Origin of the sequence: Sphaerotilus mobilis (genome assembly GCF_004216565.1) — a bacterium.
Lineage (GTDB): Bacteria > Pseudomonadota > Gammaproteobacteria > Burkholderiales > Burkholderiaceae_C > Sphaerotilus > Sphaerotilus mobilis.
The window spans coordinates 907,379-922,058 of the sequence record NZ_SGWV01000007.1 but is presented as its reverse complement, the minus strand read 5'-3'; the positions used below and the strand labels follow the sequence as shown (position 1 = coordinate 922,058).

Genomic DNA, 14,680 nt, shown 5'->3' with positions numbered 1-14,680 from the left:
CGGATCCTCGTGCAAGCACCGTCAAGACGGCGGCGAACGTGACGGTGTGCAGCTTGTGGACGACGTCAAGACCGCTCGCGGGCGACCTGCGGGCCGACGCGGGCAAGATCGCCACGCGCCTGTCCCGGCGCCCAGGAGATCGCCCATGCCCACCCGCGTTCCCGTTGCCGCCGGCAAGCCCGGCACGTCCTTCCTCGCCCCCGGCGTCTTCATCGAGGAGATCGCGAACCGGACGCCGGCCATCGTGGGCGTGCCCAGCACGGTCGCTGGCTTTGTCGGTCCGACACATGGCGGTCCGACACATGGCGGTCCGCTCGGCGGGGTGCCGGTGGCGCTGACCAGTCTGGGCGAGTTCGAGCGCCTGCACGGCGACGGCCGGCCGCTGGACTTCGGCGGGCAGGTGATGCCCCATCACCTCTGGCACGCGGCGCGAGCGTTCTTCGCCGACGGTGGCCGGCGCCTGCACATCGCCCGGGTCTTCCGGCCTGACCCGGCGGCCACGGCGGCCGGTGCCTCGCCCGATGGCATCGCCCGACAGGTCTGGGGCGGCGTGACCTGGCGCGCCCAACATCCCGGCCGCAGCGGCAACCTCGGCGTGCGCTTGACGCTGCGCAACGGCCTGCGCCAGCCCGACGGCCAGGTCCTGCCCGCAGCGTGGGCGCAGACCCGCGCCGACCTGCTCGTGACCGCTGCGGACGGTCAGGTCCTGGGCCACTGGACCGACCTGGGCGTGGACCCCGCCGCCGCGCCGGCCGATGGCAGGCGCTGGCTGTTCGAGCCCGCCGGTGCGCGGCCGGCGGCCGATGCCCTGCCGGTCGTCATCGGCTGGCATGGCCGTCCCGATGCCCAGGCGCTGCTGCGGGAGCTGGCGGCGCCGCTGGGCGTTGATCTGGCGGATGCCGCCCACTGGGCCAGTGGCGTGGTGGTGGACCTCGCGTTGACCGGCGGCCACGACGGCCTGCGCCCGGGACTGGCCGAATTCGCCGGCCCGGCCGGCATCGCCAGCCTGGACGCGATCGAGGACCTCACGCTGGTGGCCGCGCCCGGCTGCACCGCGCCGGTCTCGGGCGAGCCGTCTGCGCCGATGCCCGCCGACGCGCCGGCCGTGCTCGACCTGCTGGTGGCGCATGCCCAGCGGCACCGCTTCCGCGTCGCGCTGCTGGACGCCGCGCCGGCTGCGTCGACGGCCGAGGTGCAGGCACTGCGGGCCCGCTTCGATGCCCGCTGTGCGGCGCTCTACCACCCCTGGGTGCAGGTGGCCGACCCCAGGACCGGCCAGGCACTGCGCCTGCCGCCGTCCGGATTTGTTGCCGGCCTGATCGCCCGGGTCGACGCAGCCAGCGGCGTCTGGAAATCCCCGGCCGGCGCGCTGCCCGGCAGCGTCACGGGTCTGGCGCTGACCTTGTCCAAGGCCGAGCTGGAGCGGCTCAACGCCGCCGGCGTCAACACCTTGCGCGACCTGGGCATACGCGGCCGCCAGGTCTGGGGCGCCCGCACGCTCGCCTCAGACCCGCAGGACCGCTATCTCAGCGTCGTGCGCAGCATCGGCTGGCTGCAGCGCTCGATCGAGGCCAGCATCGGCTGGACCGTGTTCGAGACCCACGGCGACGCGCTCTGGTCCAGGGTCCGCGGAGCGCTGGAAGACTTCCTGCTGACCGTCTGGCGCCAGGGCATGTTGCAGGGCCTGCAGGCCGAGCAAGCCTTCTTTGTGCGCTGCGACCGCAGCACGATGACCCAGGCCGACCTCGACGCGGGTCGGCTGGTCTGCCTGATCGGGGTGGCGCCGATCCGGCCGGCGGAGTTCATGGTCTTCCAGGTCAGTGCCCGGACGGCAGGGACGGCTTGATCGGGCGGCCACGTCCTGTTCACCTCCCCACGTTGCCAAGCCCTCGGGTCTTCCCGGCCCTTGCGGCAGCGGGCGCTCGTGTCAACTGCGGACCATTCTTGGCTCCACCTCCGCAGGTCCGTCCGATGCTCCCGTCTTCCCCGCTGCTGCAACTGGTCCCCGCCCGTGCCCACGCCGTCCTCGCACGCCTGAGGGATCGCATCTGGCGGCCAGCTGGCACGGTGACGATCGAGGCCAGCCAGGCGCAAGCCGAACACCGGCCGTGGGCGCAGGCCCGGCATGAGGCGCTGGCGCCGGTCACCACCCTGCCCGAACACTGGGGTCGCCTGTGGGACCAGCGCTGGTTCCGCCTGACGCTGGACGCGGCCGCGCAGGCCCGTGATGACCTCTACCTGGCCTGGGACGACCAGGCCGAGGCAACGCTCTACGTGGACGGTCTGCCCTACTACGGCTTCGACCCGGTGCATCACCACGCGCCCTTGCCGGCCGGGCCGCACGAGGTCTGGATCGAGGCCGTGGCCTGCCAGACCGGCATCTGGATCGAGGGTGCGACCGGACTGGACGCGGCCGGCTCCAGGCTCGCGGGCGCGCGCCTGCTGCAACGCGACGACGCGACCTGGGCGCTGTTCCACGACCTGGCCGCCCTCGACGACCTGATGCGCCTGCTGCTGCGGCGTGAATACGGCGCCGACGGCGCGCAGAACTTCCAGGGCTTCGGCACCCGGCCGGTGCTGGGCCCGATCGACCCGCTGCTGCGCCGCCTGCTGCGCGAGATCGACGCCGTCATCGACGCCTATCAGGCCGACGGCGTCGACGCCGGCCGGGCGCGGGCCGCGCAGGCCTATGCCGGCCTGAAGGCCGGTCCGACCGCCCTGAACGCGGTGCTGACCGGCCATGCCCACCTGGATCTGGTCTGGCTCTGGCCGGAGGTGGTGGGCGAGTTCAAGGCGGTGCGCACCTTCGCCATCGCCAACCGGCTGATGGCGCGCTACCCCGAGTTCCGCTTCGGCTACAGCCAGCCGGCCAGCTACGAGGCGGTCGAACGCCGCTCGCCCGAGATCATGGCCGCCGTGCGCGAGCGCCTGGCCAGCGGCCAGTGGGATGCCACCGGCGCGACCGAGGTCGAGTCCGACACCGTGCTGGCCTGCGGCGAGGCGCTGGCGCGCAGCTTCCTGATCGGCCAACGCCGCTTCGAGGCCCTGCGCGGCAGCCCGGCGCGGGTGCTCTGGCTGCCCGACGTGTTCGGCTACACGCCCTGCCTGCCGCAGATCATGAAGCAGTGCGGCGTCGACTACTTCTACACGACCAAGCTGTCCTGGAGCGCCATCTCGGCCTTCCCGCACACCAGCTTCGTCTGGCGCGGCCACGACGGCTCGGAGGTCGTCACCCACCTGGGCTGCAAGCTCGGATACAACCAGACCGCCGAGGCGACCCACCTCGACACCAACGCCCGCGAGCACCGCCAGAGCGATGTGCACGACGAGTTCCTCGCGCCCACCGGCTACGGCGACGGCGGCGGCGGCACCACCGAGGCGATGCTCGAACGGGCCCGCCGCTACGCCGATCTGGCCGGCCTGCCGCGCGCCCGCTGGGGCAACATCGAACCGTTCTTCGACCGCCTCCAGGCACGCCGCGCCCAGCTGCCGACCTACCAGGGCGAGCTCTACCTCGAATACCACCGCGGCACCTACACGACCCATGCCGCCGTCAAGCTGGGTCTGCGCCAGGCCGAACGTGCGCTGCAGGTCCACGAGGCGGTGCGCTGCGCGACGGGCGCCGGCCCGATCGACGAGGCGGTCTGGCGGCGCGTCGTGTTCGCCCAGTTCCATGACTACATCCCGGGCAGCTCGATCCACGAGGTCTATGTCGAGGCGCGGGCCGAACTCGCCGCGATCACGCAACAGGCCGGCGTGGCGGCGCAGACCGAGCTGGCTGGCTCATCGCATGAGCCTGTCGGCGCCGACCGGGCCGCTGCGCTGTTCAACCCCTTGCCGCGCGCACGCCAGCATCGGATCGGCACAGACGCCGTCACCTTGCCGCCCTTGGCCGCCGCGACGCTGGCCGACCTGCCGCGCACGCCGCTGGCACCGGTCGTCGCCCGTCTGGATGCCATGGCCACGCTCGACAACGGCCGCGTCATCGCCCGCTTCGACCGCGCCGGCCGCATCGCCGCGCTGCGCGTCGACGGCGTCGATCTGGCCTTGCGCGCGCCGCTGTGCGAGCTGATCGCCTACCCCGACCAGCCCCATCTGTTCGAGGCCTGGGACATCGACCGCCAGACCCTGTCGCTGGGCGAGGCGGTGACCGGCGATGCCCGCATCACGCTGACCCAAGACAACGCCGGCGCGGCCACGCTGAGCTGCGCTCGCTCGCTCGGCGAGGACGGCGAGGCGACGCTGCACTACACGCTCGAGGCCGGCGCCAGCGCGCTGCGCCTGCGCATCGAACTGGACTGGCGCCGGCCCGAGCGCCTGCTCAAGCTGGTCTTCCCGACCGCCTACGCCGGCCGCCAGGCCCGCTATGCCGCGCCCTTCGGCAGCGTGCTGCGCAGCCAGGTGCCAGGCGAACAGGCCGACGAGGCCAAGTGGGAAGTGCCCGCCAGCCGCTGGGCGGCGGTGGCCGACGAGACCGAACACGAAGGCCTGTTCGTCGTCAGCCAGGCCAAGTTCGGCTGGACCTGCCGCGACGGCACGCTGGGCCTGAGCCTGGTGCGCAGCGCGGCCGTGACCTGCAGCGACGCGGTGATGGGCGGCACGCCGATCTCGCATCCGCAGGCCATGCGGCGCGACCCCGGCGCGTCGTATTCGGACCTGGGCGCACACGAGATCGAACTCGCCATCGGCCTGCACCGCGCCGACGCCCCGCGCAACGACCAGGCCGCCGCCTGGGCCGACCTGATCGACACGCCGCCCCTGCCGGTGGCCAACGGCAGCACGGCAGCCGCCGGTCTGCTCGGCCTCGACGGTGGCGAGACCTTGCAACCGGTCTGGGCCCAACCGCTGTCCCCCGGCCGCTGGGTCCTGCGCCTGAACGAAACGCTCGGCCGCCGTGGCAGCACCCGCCTGCAACTGGCCGAAGGCTGGCGCGCCAGCCTGGTCGACCTGCGCGGCCTGCCGGTGGACGGCGGGCAGGCAATCGATGCGGTGGCGTATGGGCCGTATGGGCTGGTGAGCGTGTTGATCGAGCGGTGAGCCTGTTCGTGGATCGGTGGCCACTCGGGGCCAGCCTGCGGACACCGCGGGTTCGGCCGATCGGTCATTGGATGTTGTTATCGTTTTTTTTGCGCCAGGCGCAAGCACTTCCAACGACCTACCCGGAGACCCCATGAATCGATGCCATTGGCAAGCCATTGCGACGACGTTCGCCGCCCTGACCCTCAGCGCCTGCGGGGGCGGGGGCGACAGCGGTGCGTCGACGCAGACGCCTGCTCCGACACCGACACCGACAACCCTCAGTGCGGACCAGTCGGTTTTCGAATCGCTGGTCCTCTCATCGACGCAACGCAGCTACCAGATGCGCTGGAACCTCAACCTGACGGGCGCGCAGGTTTCCGGCACGAACTACCTGGCGTCAGACCATTTCCTGCTGGCGGCATCGCCCTTGTCGAATGGTGCTCAGACCGCTCAGCAAAGTGCGTCGACGGACGTCACAAGCAACTTGGTCAATGTGTTGCCCACGCCGACGCGGGTGCTCAAGAACGGCCAGATCCTCGTGGTGCCAGGTCAATTGGGTTCTCTGCGCGTGAGCTATGTCGGCAACGACGTCCAGGTGGACACCTTGGCAGACGACGCCGTGACGGTCGCCTACAGCCAGCGTCGCCAGGGCTACAGCCGCGTCAACCTGACGGGAACGGTGGTGACATCGCCCACCGATCTGGCGCAATGGCACAACTCCTTGTTCGCGAACCCCGCTGTGCTCTCCGGGACGGCGACCTATCTGTCTGGCGCGGCGTACATCAAGTTCAGCGCCAGCAACGTGGGTGATCGCTACAACGCCTTCGATTGCACGACGGCGACCACCGGCGCCAGCATCACGCCCTGTCGCACCGCCACGACGCTCAATGCCGCCTTGACGACCGGACTGGTCTCCAACAGCGATGGTCGGACCTACCTGCTCGCGGATGGCGCGATCAGCACGGTTGGCGGGGTTCCGATCTGGGTCGCCACGGCGCCCCGGCCGGTGTCTGCCACGCTGAGTTCAACGCTGCAATACCGCATCTATTTCGAACTCAGCGGCAATGTCTACACGGGTGCACTGATTCGTGACGGTCAGGCCATCGGTGGGAGCTACCACGTGTCGAATCCGGCGGGTGCCACGGTGGCCGATCGGATCACCACCTTGCCGTTCCACATCCGGATGAACAAGGCCGCGCACGACAGCCTGGTCAACGCGCTGGCGATCTGACCACGGGCACGGGCGGATCCCTTCGCAGGCGTTCCGTTCGAGCGCTTGCGACGGGTCTTGCTTGCCCCCCGCTCACCCCCCACTCACGCACCGATCCCGACCCGCCCGCTTGGCGGCGTAGAGCGCCTCGTCGGCGCGTTGCAGGGCCTCGTCCAGGGTTTCGCCGGGACGTGCCTGGGTGATGCCGCAGGAGAAGGTGACGCCGCGGATGGGCTCGCGGGCGTCGTCCCAGCTGCGGGCCAGGTCGCGGCGCAGGCGTTGCATGACGGCGTAGCCGCGGGCGGCGCTCAGGCCACGCATGACGAGCAGGAATTCCTCGCCGCCCATGCGGCCGAAGGCATCGTCCGGGCGCAGCTTGTGGCGGCAGACCTCGGCGAACGCCCTGAGCACGCGGTCGCCTTCGAGGTGGCCGTGCTGGTCGTTGACCGACTTGAAGTGGTCGAGGTCGATGAGCGCCAGGCTGACCGGGGTGGTGGTGGCCGTGGCGTGGTCCAGCGCGGCCTGAGCGAGTTGCAGCACCCGGTTGCGGTTGCTCAGGCCCGTCAGGCCATCGGTCTGCGACGCCAGCACGGCCTGCTGGTGGCGGCGCGAGATGTCGGCCTCGGTCTGCTTGAGGGTGGAGATGTCGGTGCCGACGGTGAGCATCCAGCCGTCGTCCCGCAGGGTTTCGGTGAACATGATCCAGCGGCCGTCGACCAGATCGGTGGTGACCGAACGGATCGGCAGGCTGCGGCGGCGGCTCAGGATGTCGCTCAGGAAGGCCTCGACGTCGCCGCTGCTGATGCGCACCCCGATGCCGTGGCGGTGACCGTGGCGCAGCACGTCGCCGAAGGCCAGCGGCAGCGCCACGTCCGGCAGGAAGGTGGCGCGGTAGGTGGCGTTGGCGTGACGCAGCACGTCGTCCGGGTCGAACAGCGCGACCAGCAGGCCGCAGCCGTCGAGGGCGTCGAGCAGTCGGGTCCGCAGGTCGTCAGGCAGGTTCATCGTCCCAGGCTGGCCAGGCACCCGACCGGGTGCGAGGCGGGAGTGTCACCCGAGAGGCGCCTCCGGGATCGACGGGACAGCGGGAGATTCACCCCGCATCAGTTCGCGACGCTCGCCCTCAAAGATGCTGCCCATCGTCCACGCCTGCAGCGCCAGCGTGGCCGGGCCGTCGCTGAAGGCGCTGGCCGACACGCTGTCGGGCAGGGTCGGGTAGACGCGGGTGCTCAGGCAGATCCTGTCGTTGGCGTAGACCTCCAGCACGCTGTGGTCGAGCAGCACGCGCAGGTCCAGCGCCTCGTCCGGCGCGAGCGCCAGGTGGGCATGCACGTTCTGGCGCCGCACCGCGTGGCTGAGCGAGCTGCGCTCGCGCTCGATGCTCAAGCGCCGCGCGTCCTGCCAGTAGACGATGCGGGTGGTTTCGCGGCCGTCGGCCGAGGTCAGCAGGTTCAGGCCGACCTTGCCGCGGTCGCGCCCGGTCCAGCGGGCCTCGATGTCCAGCGTTGAGCCGCTGAAGCTGGCGTGCGTGCCGGTCTGGCGCTCGGTCGCGATGCGGGCGACAGCGTCGCGGCGCAGCTGGGAGATCTCGGCCACCGGGCGCAGGTTCAGGCGGCCATGGGCGTCGATGGACAGCTCACGCGGCACGGTCATAGCGCCGGCCCAGCCGTCGGCGTCGATGTCGGCCTGGTCGCGCTGCTCGTTCATCCAGGCCCATTGCAGGGCGCGGCCGTCCGGTGCGTGCATCGTCAGGTGGGCAAAGGCACCGGCGTCGACATCGAGCGGGCCGTCCCACTCGGGCACGAAACGTTCATGCTCGAAGCGTCCGACGAAGGCGTGCACGCCCAGGCCGAGCCAGAGCGAGACCGTCAGCACCCACCGGTCGCCGATGGGGAAGAAGTTCGGGCATTCCCACATGCGGCCGTAGCGGTCGCTGGGCGAGGTGAACAGCGCGCCACGGTGTTCCCAGGTGACGCCGTCGTCGCTGCGGTAGAGCAGGGCCTGGCCGTGTTCATGGTCCAGCGAGGCGCCGACCACCATGTACCAGCGGCCGTCGTGGCGGAACACGTAAGGGTCGCGGAAGTCGTGCGCCTCGACGCCGGCCGGCGGCGTGACGATGGTGCGCCCGGGCTGCTGGGTCCAGCGCTGCAGGTCGGGGCTGGTGGCCACGCACTGGACCTGCCGCTCGGCCGTGTAGCCGGTGTAGTAGATCGTCGGCTGGCCGTCGACCAGCGCGTAGCTGCCGGAGAAGCAGCCGCCCGCGTCATGGCCGGGCACGGGTGCCAGGCTGATCGGTTCGTCGCGCCAGGTCACCAGATCGGCGCTGCTGGCATGGCCCCAGTGGATGTCGCCCCACTTCGACGCGTTCGGGTTGTACTGGTAGTTCAGGTGGTAGCGGCCAGCGTGGAAGGCCAGGCCGTTGGGGTCGTTGATCCAGTTCGACGGGGCGGTGAAGTGGTAGGCAGGGCGGTGGTCGGGGACGGCTGGCATGGGCGTGGGGAGTGAGGGGGGGCGCATCAGGCCGAGGGGCGGCGGTCTGCTGCGGTCAGGCCGCCTGTCGGCGGGCGGCGGAAATCGGGGCAAGGCGCTGGGCGGAATCACGCATCACCACGTCGCCCGCGACGCGGTGCCAGGCGTCGGCAGCGGTGGCGCAGGTGGGGGTCTCGCCGGCCATCAGGGCCAGCAGGCGCTGGACCGCGATCTGGCCCATCTCGAAATAGGGCAGCACGACGGTGCTCAGACGCGGATGGGTGACCTCGCAGATGACCTCGTCGTTGTCATAGCCCATGACGGCCATGTCCTGCGGCACGCGGATGCCCTGCGCTTCGAGTTCGCGCATGCCGTGCAGCGCCATCACGTCGTTGCCAAAGCACAAGGCGGTCGGGCGCAAGGGCCGGCCCAGCACCTGCTGCAAGGCCGCCCGCAAGGGGATGAAGGGGTCCGTGTCCTGCAAGGCCGAGCCGACCGCCGTGGGGCAGTCCTGCGGGTCCAGGCCGTGGCGGGCGCAGGCCTCGACAAAGGCCGACTTGCGCAGCCGGCCGGCGACCATGTTCTCGTCGATGCCGATGTAGCCGATGCGGCGGTGGCCCAGGCCGACCAGGTGGTCGACCACGCGGGCCTGGCCCAGGCTGTCGTCGGGCACGACGGCGGGCGTGCGGTCCAGGTCGTAGCAGTTCACCAGCATCAGCGGCGTGTCGCTGGGCGGCGGCAGCAGCACCTGCTGGTGGTAGGGCGCGGCGTAGATCACGCCCTCGACGCGGTGCGAGGCAAAGGTCTTCAGCAGCCGGGCGACACCTTCCGGGTCTCGCGCCCGGCCGGTGCCCATGTCGGCGGCCAGCAGCGTCTTGCCGGCCGCGCTGCAGGCCATCTGGGCGCCCCGCAAGATGTTCAGGTCGGACAGGCCGGCGCGGGTCTTGGCGATCTCGATGTCGCTGAACAGGCCGGTGATGAAGCCAATCAGCCCGGACTTGCCCGAACGCATCAACCGGGCGCCGCGGTGCGGCTCGTAGGCCAGCAGGGTGATGGCGCGCTGGACCTTCTCGAAGGTCTCCGGGCTGATGCGGGGCTCGCGGTTGACGACCCGCGAGACGGTCTTGATCGAGACCCCGGCCAGTTGCGCGACGTCGTGGATGGTGGCCATGGAAGGTGCTGCTCGGGATGGATGACAACGTAAGACATGTTCATCGTCCGGGAAGCGGTCGGGCCTGTCAAGTGCCCGAGGTGGTCTGACGCGGCGGGTGGCGGGTTTTAGCTGGCGGATGGGCGGGAATGCCCATCAACAAAGGAAAAACCACATGTTGAAGCGCGCGCGCGACCCCCGGGTTTGCCCGAATTTCGATGCCAAGGTCAGCGGTCCTACATTCCGATCCGCCATGACAACATTGTCATTCGCGTCCTGACCGATCGACCCCCATCCTCTTCCATGGAGCTCCCCATGACCTTGACCTCCCCCCTGCGCCGCAGCCTCATCGTCCTTGGCCTGGCCGCCCTCGGCGCCACGACCGCGCATGCCCAGACCACGCTGTCGATGTGGTACCACGGCGCCGGCAACCCGAAGGAGAAGGAGCTGATCACCGGGATCATCAACGACTTCAACGGCAGCCAGAAGGAATGGAAGGTCGAGCTGCAGCAGTTCCCGCAGGAGGCCTACAACACCTCGGTGGTCGCCGCTGCGGTCGCCGGCAAGCTGCCCGACATCCTGGACGTCGACGGCCCGGTCATGCCCAACTGGGCCTGGTCCAAGTACATGCAGCCGCTGTCCCTGCCGGCTGGCGCGATCGACAAGTTCCTGCCCGGCACGATCGGCAAGTGGAACGGCAAGGTTTACTCGGTCGGCCTGTGGGACGCGGCCTGCGCGATCTTTGCCCGCAAGTCGGTCCTGCAAGCGCACAACATTCGCATCCCGACGCTGGACAAGCCGTGGACCAAGGCCGAGTTCGACGCCGCGCTGGTGACGCTGCAGAAGGGCGGCAAGTTCCAGTACCCGATCGACATGGGCATGGCCTGGAAGGGCGAGTGGTACTCCTACGCCTTCGGCCCCTTCCTGCAGAGCAGCGGTGGTGACCTGCTGAACTCGGCCACGCCCAAGTCCAACGGCACGCTCAACGGCAAGGCCGGTGTCGAGTTCGGCAACTGGTGGCAAAGCCTGTTCACCCGCAAGCTGACCCCGGGCACCTCGCAGGACGGCGCCGAGCGCGAGACCGGCTTCCTGGACGGCAAGTACGCGATGCAGTGGAACGGCAACTGGGCCGCGCTGCCGGCGCTGAAGAAGTTCGGCGACGACCTGGTCTTCCTGCCGGCGCCTGACTTCGGCAAGGGCTCGAAGATCGGTGCCGCGTCCTGGCAGTTCGGCGTCTCGGCCACCACCAAGAACGCCAAGGGTGCCAACGCCTTCATCGCCTTCGCGCTCAAGGACAAGTACCTGGCCGCGTTCTCCGACGGCATCGGCCTGATCCCGTCGACCCCGGCCGCTGCTGCGCTGACCCAGAACTACAAGAAGGGCGGCCCGCTGGAGGTGTTCTTCGCGCTGTCGGCCAAGCAGGCCACGCTGCGCGCGTCGACCCCGGGCTATGCCGGCGCGTCCGGCGAGTTCGAGAAGGCGCTGGCCGACATCGCCAACGGCGGCAAGGTCGCCGATGCGCTGGACACCGCCGCCGACGCGATCGACGCCGACCTGAAGAAGAACAACAACTACCGCTGAGCCACCGACGGGCACAGGACGCAACACCCTCCGCAGCATCCAGGCGCAGACCATGACCCAGACCCCGAACACCCCCTCGACGACGAGCGCACCCGGCGCGGCCCGCGCGCGCCGATCGGGTCTGCTCATGGTCTCGCCCGCGATGCTGCTGATGGGCCTCTTCCTGATCGTGCCCTTCGTGCTCGCGTTTGCGATGTCCTTCACCAACCAGCGACTGGTGTCGCCCAACCCGACGCAGTTCGTCGGGCTGGAGAACTACCGCCAGATGCTGGGCCTGGGCGTGCTGGTGCTCGAACCCGAGCGCGACGCCCAGGGCGCCATGGTCCGCGAGGCCGATGGCAGCCCGACCTACCCGAGCCTGCGCCAGTTCACCCGCGACAACCCCGACTACCCGCAGCTCGACCGCAAGCGCGAGTGGTTCCACCTCGACTGGCGTGGCGACAGCCGGCTCTATGTGCTCGCCAGCGACGTCATCTTCATGAAGGCGCTGGTCAACACGGTGCTGTTCGTGGTGGTGGTCGCCCCTGTGCAGGCCTTGCTGGCGCTGCTGCTGGCCATGCTGATCAACCAGCCGCTGCGCGGCATCAACGTCTTTCGCACCATCTATTTCATGCCGGTCGTGATCTCGATGGTGGTGGTCGCCTTCCTCTGGCGCTTCATCTATTCGGGCGACAGCGGCCTGCTCAATTCGCTGCTCCAGCAACTCACCTTCGGTGCCTTCGAGCCGGTCGACTGGCTGGGCCAGCCCGGCACCGCGCTGTGGGCCATCATGGCCATGTCGGTCTGGCAGGGCGTGGGCTTCCACATGATCGTCTGGCTGTCGGGACTGCAGACCATCTCGGCCTCGCTGTACGAAGCCGCTGCGCTCGAAGGCGCGTCGAAGTGGCAGGTCTTCCGCTACGTCACCTGGCCCGGCCTGCGCAACACCGCCATCTTGGTGATGGTGGTGATCACGATGCAGGCCTTCACGCTGTACCCGCAGATCGACGTGATGACCCGGGGCGGCCCGCTCGACTCGACCCAGTCGCTGGTCTTCCAGGCGGTCCAGCGCGGCTACGGCAAGCAGGACATTGCCGGCGGCTCGGCCATCAGCGTCTTCCTCTTCCTGTTCGTGCTGGCGATCTCGCTCGGCCAGCGCTGGCTGACCCGCGAACGCAAGCCGGCCCAGGGCCACTGAACGCGTCGCCCCCCAGGAGTCTCACGACATGAGCCACCCCATGCTGCCCTCGCTGGCCCGCCGCGCGCTGAACTACGTGCTGCTGAGCTGGATCGCGCTGGTCTTCATCTTCCCGATCGTCTTCATGATCGTGTCCTCGCTCAAGCCGGACCTGCAGCTGCTGCGCGACGCCGGTTCGCTGCGCGCCTTCCTGCCGGTCGGCGACATCTCGCTGGACAACTACCGCGCGGCCTTCGAACGGGTGCCGATCGGCCAGTTCATCCTCAACTCGGTGATGGTCACCGGCATCACGATGGTGCTGTCGCTGGCGGTCTGCTCGATGGCGGCCTTCGCCTTCGTCTTTCTCGAATTCCCCGGCCGCAACCTGCTGATGGCGGTGGTGCTGGCCACCTTCATCGTGCCCTTCGAGTCGATCGCGATCCCGCTGCTGCTGGTCGTCAACAGCCTGCCGTGGATCGGCAGCGAGGGCCTGGTGTTCGGCTGGCTCAACTCGTACCACGTGCAGATCATCCCGTTCATCTCGGATGCGCTGACCATCTACCTCTTCGTCCAGTACTTCCGCGACCTGCCGCGCGACCTGGTCGAGGCCGCCCGCGTCGACGGTGCGAGCTACTTCCAGATCTACCGCCGCGTGATCGTGCCGCTGGCCGGGCCGGTGTTCGCGACCGCTGCGATCCTGAAGTTCCTGGCCATGTACAACCAGTACCTCTGGCCGGTCATGTCGGCCCAGTCGGAGGACTACCGCCCGATCATGGTCGGCCTGCAGTACTTCTTCCAGCTCAACATCGCCTGGGGCGAAATGATGGCCTACCTCACCGTCATCACCGTGCCGGTGCTGCTGTTCTACCTGAGCCTGCAGCGGGCGTTCATCGCCTCCATCGCGTCCACCGGGGTGAAAGGTTGACCCCCGGCCACGGCCGTGCGCTGGCCGGCCTGATCCGCTGATCGTCACTGAGCCGCAGGCCTGGATCCCGTGGCTCATCTCGCTACCCAGACTGGACATCCAACATGCATGACGTCCGCCTCTCCGGCATCCGCAAGTCGTACACCTCCGGCACCACCGTGATCCCGGGCCTCGACCTGGAGATCCCCGCCGGTTCCTTCACCGTGCTGGTCGGCCCATCGGGCTGCGGCAAGTCGACGCTGCTGCGCATGGTGGCCGGGCTGGAGTCGGTCAGCGGCGGCCAGATCCTGATCGGCGGACGCGACGTGACCCATCTGGAGCCGGCCGAGCGCGGCATCGCGATGGTGTTCCAGTCCTATGCGCTCTACCCGCACATGACGGTGGCCGAGAACATCGGCTTTCCGCTGACCATCGCCCGCCGGCCCAAGGCCGAGATCGCCGCCGCCGTGCAGAAGGCCGCCGACGTGCTGCAGCTGGGCCACCTGCTGGAGCGCACGCCCAAGGCCCTGTCGGGCGGCCAGCGCCAGCGCGTGGCCATCGGCCGCGCCATCGTGCGCAACCCATCGGTCTTCCTGTTCGACGAGCCGCTGTCCAACCTCGATGCGTCGCTGCGTGGGCAGATGCGCGTCGAGCTGGCCGACCTGCACCGCCAGATCGGCGCGACCATGATCTACGTGACCCACGACCAGGTCGAAGCCATGACCATGGCCGACCAGATCGTCGTGCTCAACAAGGGCCACATCGAACAGGCCGGCTCGCCGATGGACCTCTACCGCGCGCCCGCCACGCCCTTCGTGGCCGGCTTCCTTGGCGCCCCCAGCATGAACCTGTTCGAAGGCACGCTGGCCCGCGAGATGGGCTGCGAGACCTATGGCGTGCGGCCCGAACACATCGACATCCACGCCGAGGGCGACGCGTCCGGCGAGGGCGTCTCCGGCGGCCGCTGGCCCGCCACCATCCGCCACATCGAGCACCTGGGCGCCGACGCCATCGTCTACGCCGACGTGCGCGAGGTCGGCACCTTCACCGTGCGGGCCGAGGGCGAGCGGGCGCTGCAGATCGGCCAGGCCGTGCGCCTGTCGCCGCGTGCCGGCTACGAGCACCGCTACCAGGGCGGACGGCGCTTGCCGGCGTGATGCCGTTCTGACGTGCCGGCGTGCTGCCGGGCTG

Annotated in this window: 10 protein-coding genes; 7 read left to right on the top strand and 3 right to left on the bottom strand. The window is 69.7% G+C overall.

The window, feature by feature from the left end; all coding sequences use genetic code 11:
• The first annotated feature begins 145 nt into the window (after positions 1-145).
• From EV685_RS04400 to EV685_RS04390, 3 genes are all read left to right on the top strand, one after another.
• Positions 146-1,846, top strand: coding sequence for a phage tail sheath family protein (locus tag EV685_RS04400; RefSeq protein WP_130480722.1), 1,701 nt, complete (start codon positions 146-148; stop codon positions 1,844-1,846).
• Positions 1,847-1,971: 125 nt separating this feature from the next.
• On the top strand, positions 1,972-5,037 hold the full coding sequence (locus EV685_RS04395; RefSeq protein ID WP_130480721.1) for an alpha-mannosidase: 3,066 nt from the start codon (positions 1,972-1,974) through the stop codon (positions 5,035-5,037).
• Positions 5,038-5,104: 67 nt separating this feature from the next.
• Positions 5,105-6,250, top strand: coding sequence for a hypothetical protein (locus EV685_RS04390; RefSeq protein WP_130480720.1), 1,146 nt, complete (start codon positions 5,105-5,107; stop codon positions 6,248-6,250).
• 72 nt (positions 6,251-6,322) lie between these two features.
• Here EV685_RS04390 and EV685_RS04385 read toward each other — a convergent pair whose 3' ends face one another.
• From EV685_RS04385 to EV685_RS04375, 3 genes are read right to left on the bottom strand one after another with little or no spacing between them, the layout of a single operon-like run.
• Positions 6,323-7,234 (bottom strand): GGDEF domain-containing protein, encoded by a 912-nt coding sequence (locus tag EV685_RS04385; protein WP_130480719.1) that lies wholly within the window; start codon positions 7,232-7,234, stop codon positions 6,323-6,325.
• A gap of 45 nt (positions 7,235-7,279) precedes the next feature.
• Positions 7,280-8,719, bottom strand: coding sequence for a glycoside hydrolase family 32 protein (locus EV685_RS04380; protein WP_130480718.1), 1,440 nt, complete (start codon positions 8,717-8,719; stop codon positions 7,280-7,282).
• A gap of 55 nt (positions 8,720-8,774) precedes the next feature.
• Positions 8,775-9,869: a LacI family DNA-binding transcriptional regulator gene (locus EV685_RS04375; protein ID WP_130480717.1), complete on the bottom strand. Its 1,095-nt coding sequence runs from the start codon at positions 9,867-9,869 to the stop codon at positions 8,775-8,777.
• Between the two features lie 294 nt (positions 9,870-10,163).
• Here EV685_RS04375 and EV685_RS04370 point away from each other — a divergent pair, with 294 nt between their 5' ends.
• The 4 genes from EV685_RS04370 to EV685_RS04355 all read left to right on the top strand — a co-directional run bounded on the left by EV685_RS04370 (position 10,164) and on the right by EV685_RS04355 (position 14,646).
• Entirely contained in the window at positions 10,164-11,429 is a 1,266-nt protein-coding gene (locus EV685_RS04370; RefSeq protein ID WP_130480716.1) for an ABC transporter substrate-binding protein, read from the top strand.
• Positions 11,430-11,481: 52 nt separating this feature from the next.
• Positions 11,482-12,606: a carbohydrate ABC transporter permease gene (locus tag EV685_RS04365; protein WP_130480715.1), complete on the top strand. Its 1,125-nt coding sequence runs from the start codon at positions 11,482-11,484 to the stop codon at positions 12,604-12,606.
• 28 nt (positions 12,607-12,634) lie between these two features.
• A complete protein-coding gene (locus tag EV685_RS04360) occupies positions 12,635-13,510 on the top strand; it encodes a carbohydrate ABC transporter permease (protein ID WP_130480714.1) in 876 nt (291 codons plus the stop codon).
• Between the two features lie 104 nt (positions 13,511-13,614).
• A complete protein-coding gene (locus EV685_RS04355) occupies positions 13,615-14,646 on the top strand; it encodes an ABC transporter ATP-binding protein (protein WP_130480713.1) in 1,032 nt (343 codons plus the stop codon).
• Positions 14,647-14,680 lie beyond the last annotated feature (34 nt).

What these genes read in the sequence shown, in the direction of transcription:
- EV685_RS04375 (WP_130480717.1), bottom strand. Translation starts at nt 9,869, where the DNA reads ATGGCCACCATCCACGACGTCGCGCAACTGGCCGGGGTCTCGATCAAG.
- EV685_RS04365 (WP_130480715.1), top strand. Translation starts at nt 11,482, where the DNA reads ATGACCCAGACCCCGAACACCCCCTCGACGACGAGCGCACCCGGCGCG.
- EV685_RS04360 (WP_130480714.1), top strand. Translation starts at nt 12,635, where the DNA reads ATGAGCCACCCCATGCTGCCCTCGCTGGCCCGCCGCGCGCTGAACTAC.
- EV685_RS04385 (WP_130480719.1), bottom strand. Translation starts at nt 7,234, where the DNA reads ATGAACCTGCCTGACGACCTGCGGACCCGACTGCTCGACGCCCTCGAC.
- EV685_RS04355 (WP_130480713.1), top strand. Translation starts at nt 13,615, where the DNA reads ATGCATGACGTCCGCCTCTCCGGCATCCGCAAGTCGTACACCTCCGGC.
- EV685_RS04400 (WP_130480722.1), top strand. Translation starts at nt 146, where the DNA reads ATGCCCACCCGCGTTCCCGTTGCCGCCGGCAAGCCCGGCACGTCCTTC.
- EV685_RS04370 (WP_130480716.1), top strand. Translation starts at nt 10,164, where the DNA reads ATGACCTTGACCTCCCCCCTGCGCCGCAGCCTCATCGTCCTTGGCCTG.
- EV685_RS04380 (WP_130480718.1), bottom strand. Translation starts at nt 8,719, where the DNA reads ATGCCAGCCGTCCCCGACCACCGCCCTGCCTACCACTTCACCGCCCCG.
- EV685_RS04395 (WP_130480721.1), top strand. Translation starts at nt 1,972, where the DNA reads ATGCTCCCGTCTTCCCCGCTGCTGCAACTGGTCCCCGCCCGTGCCCAC.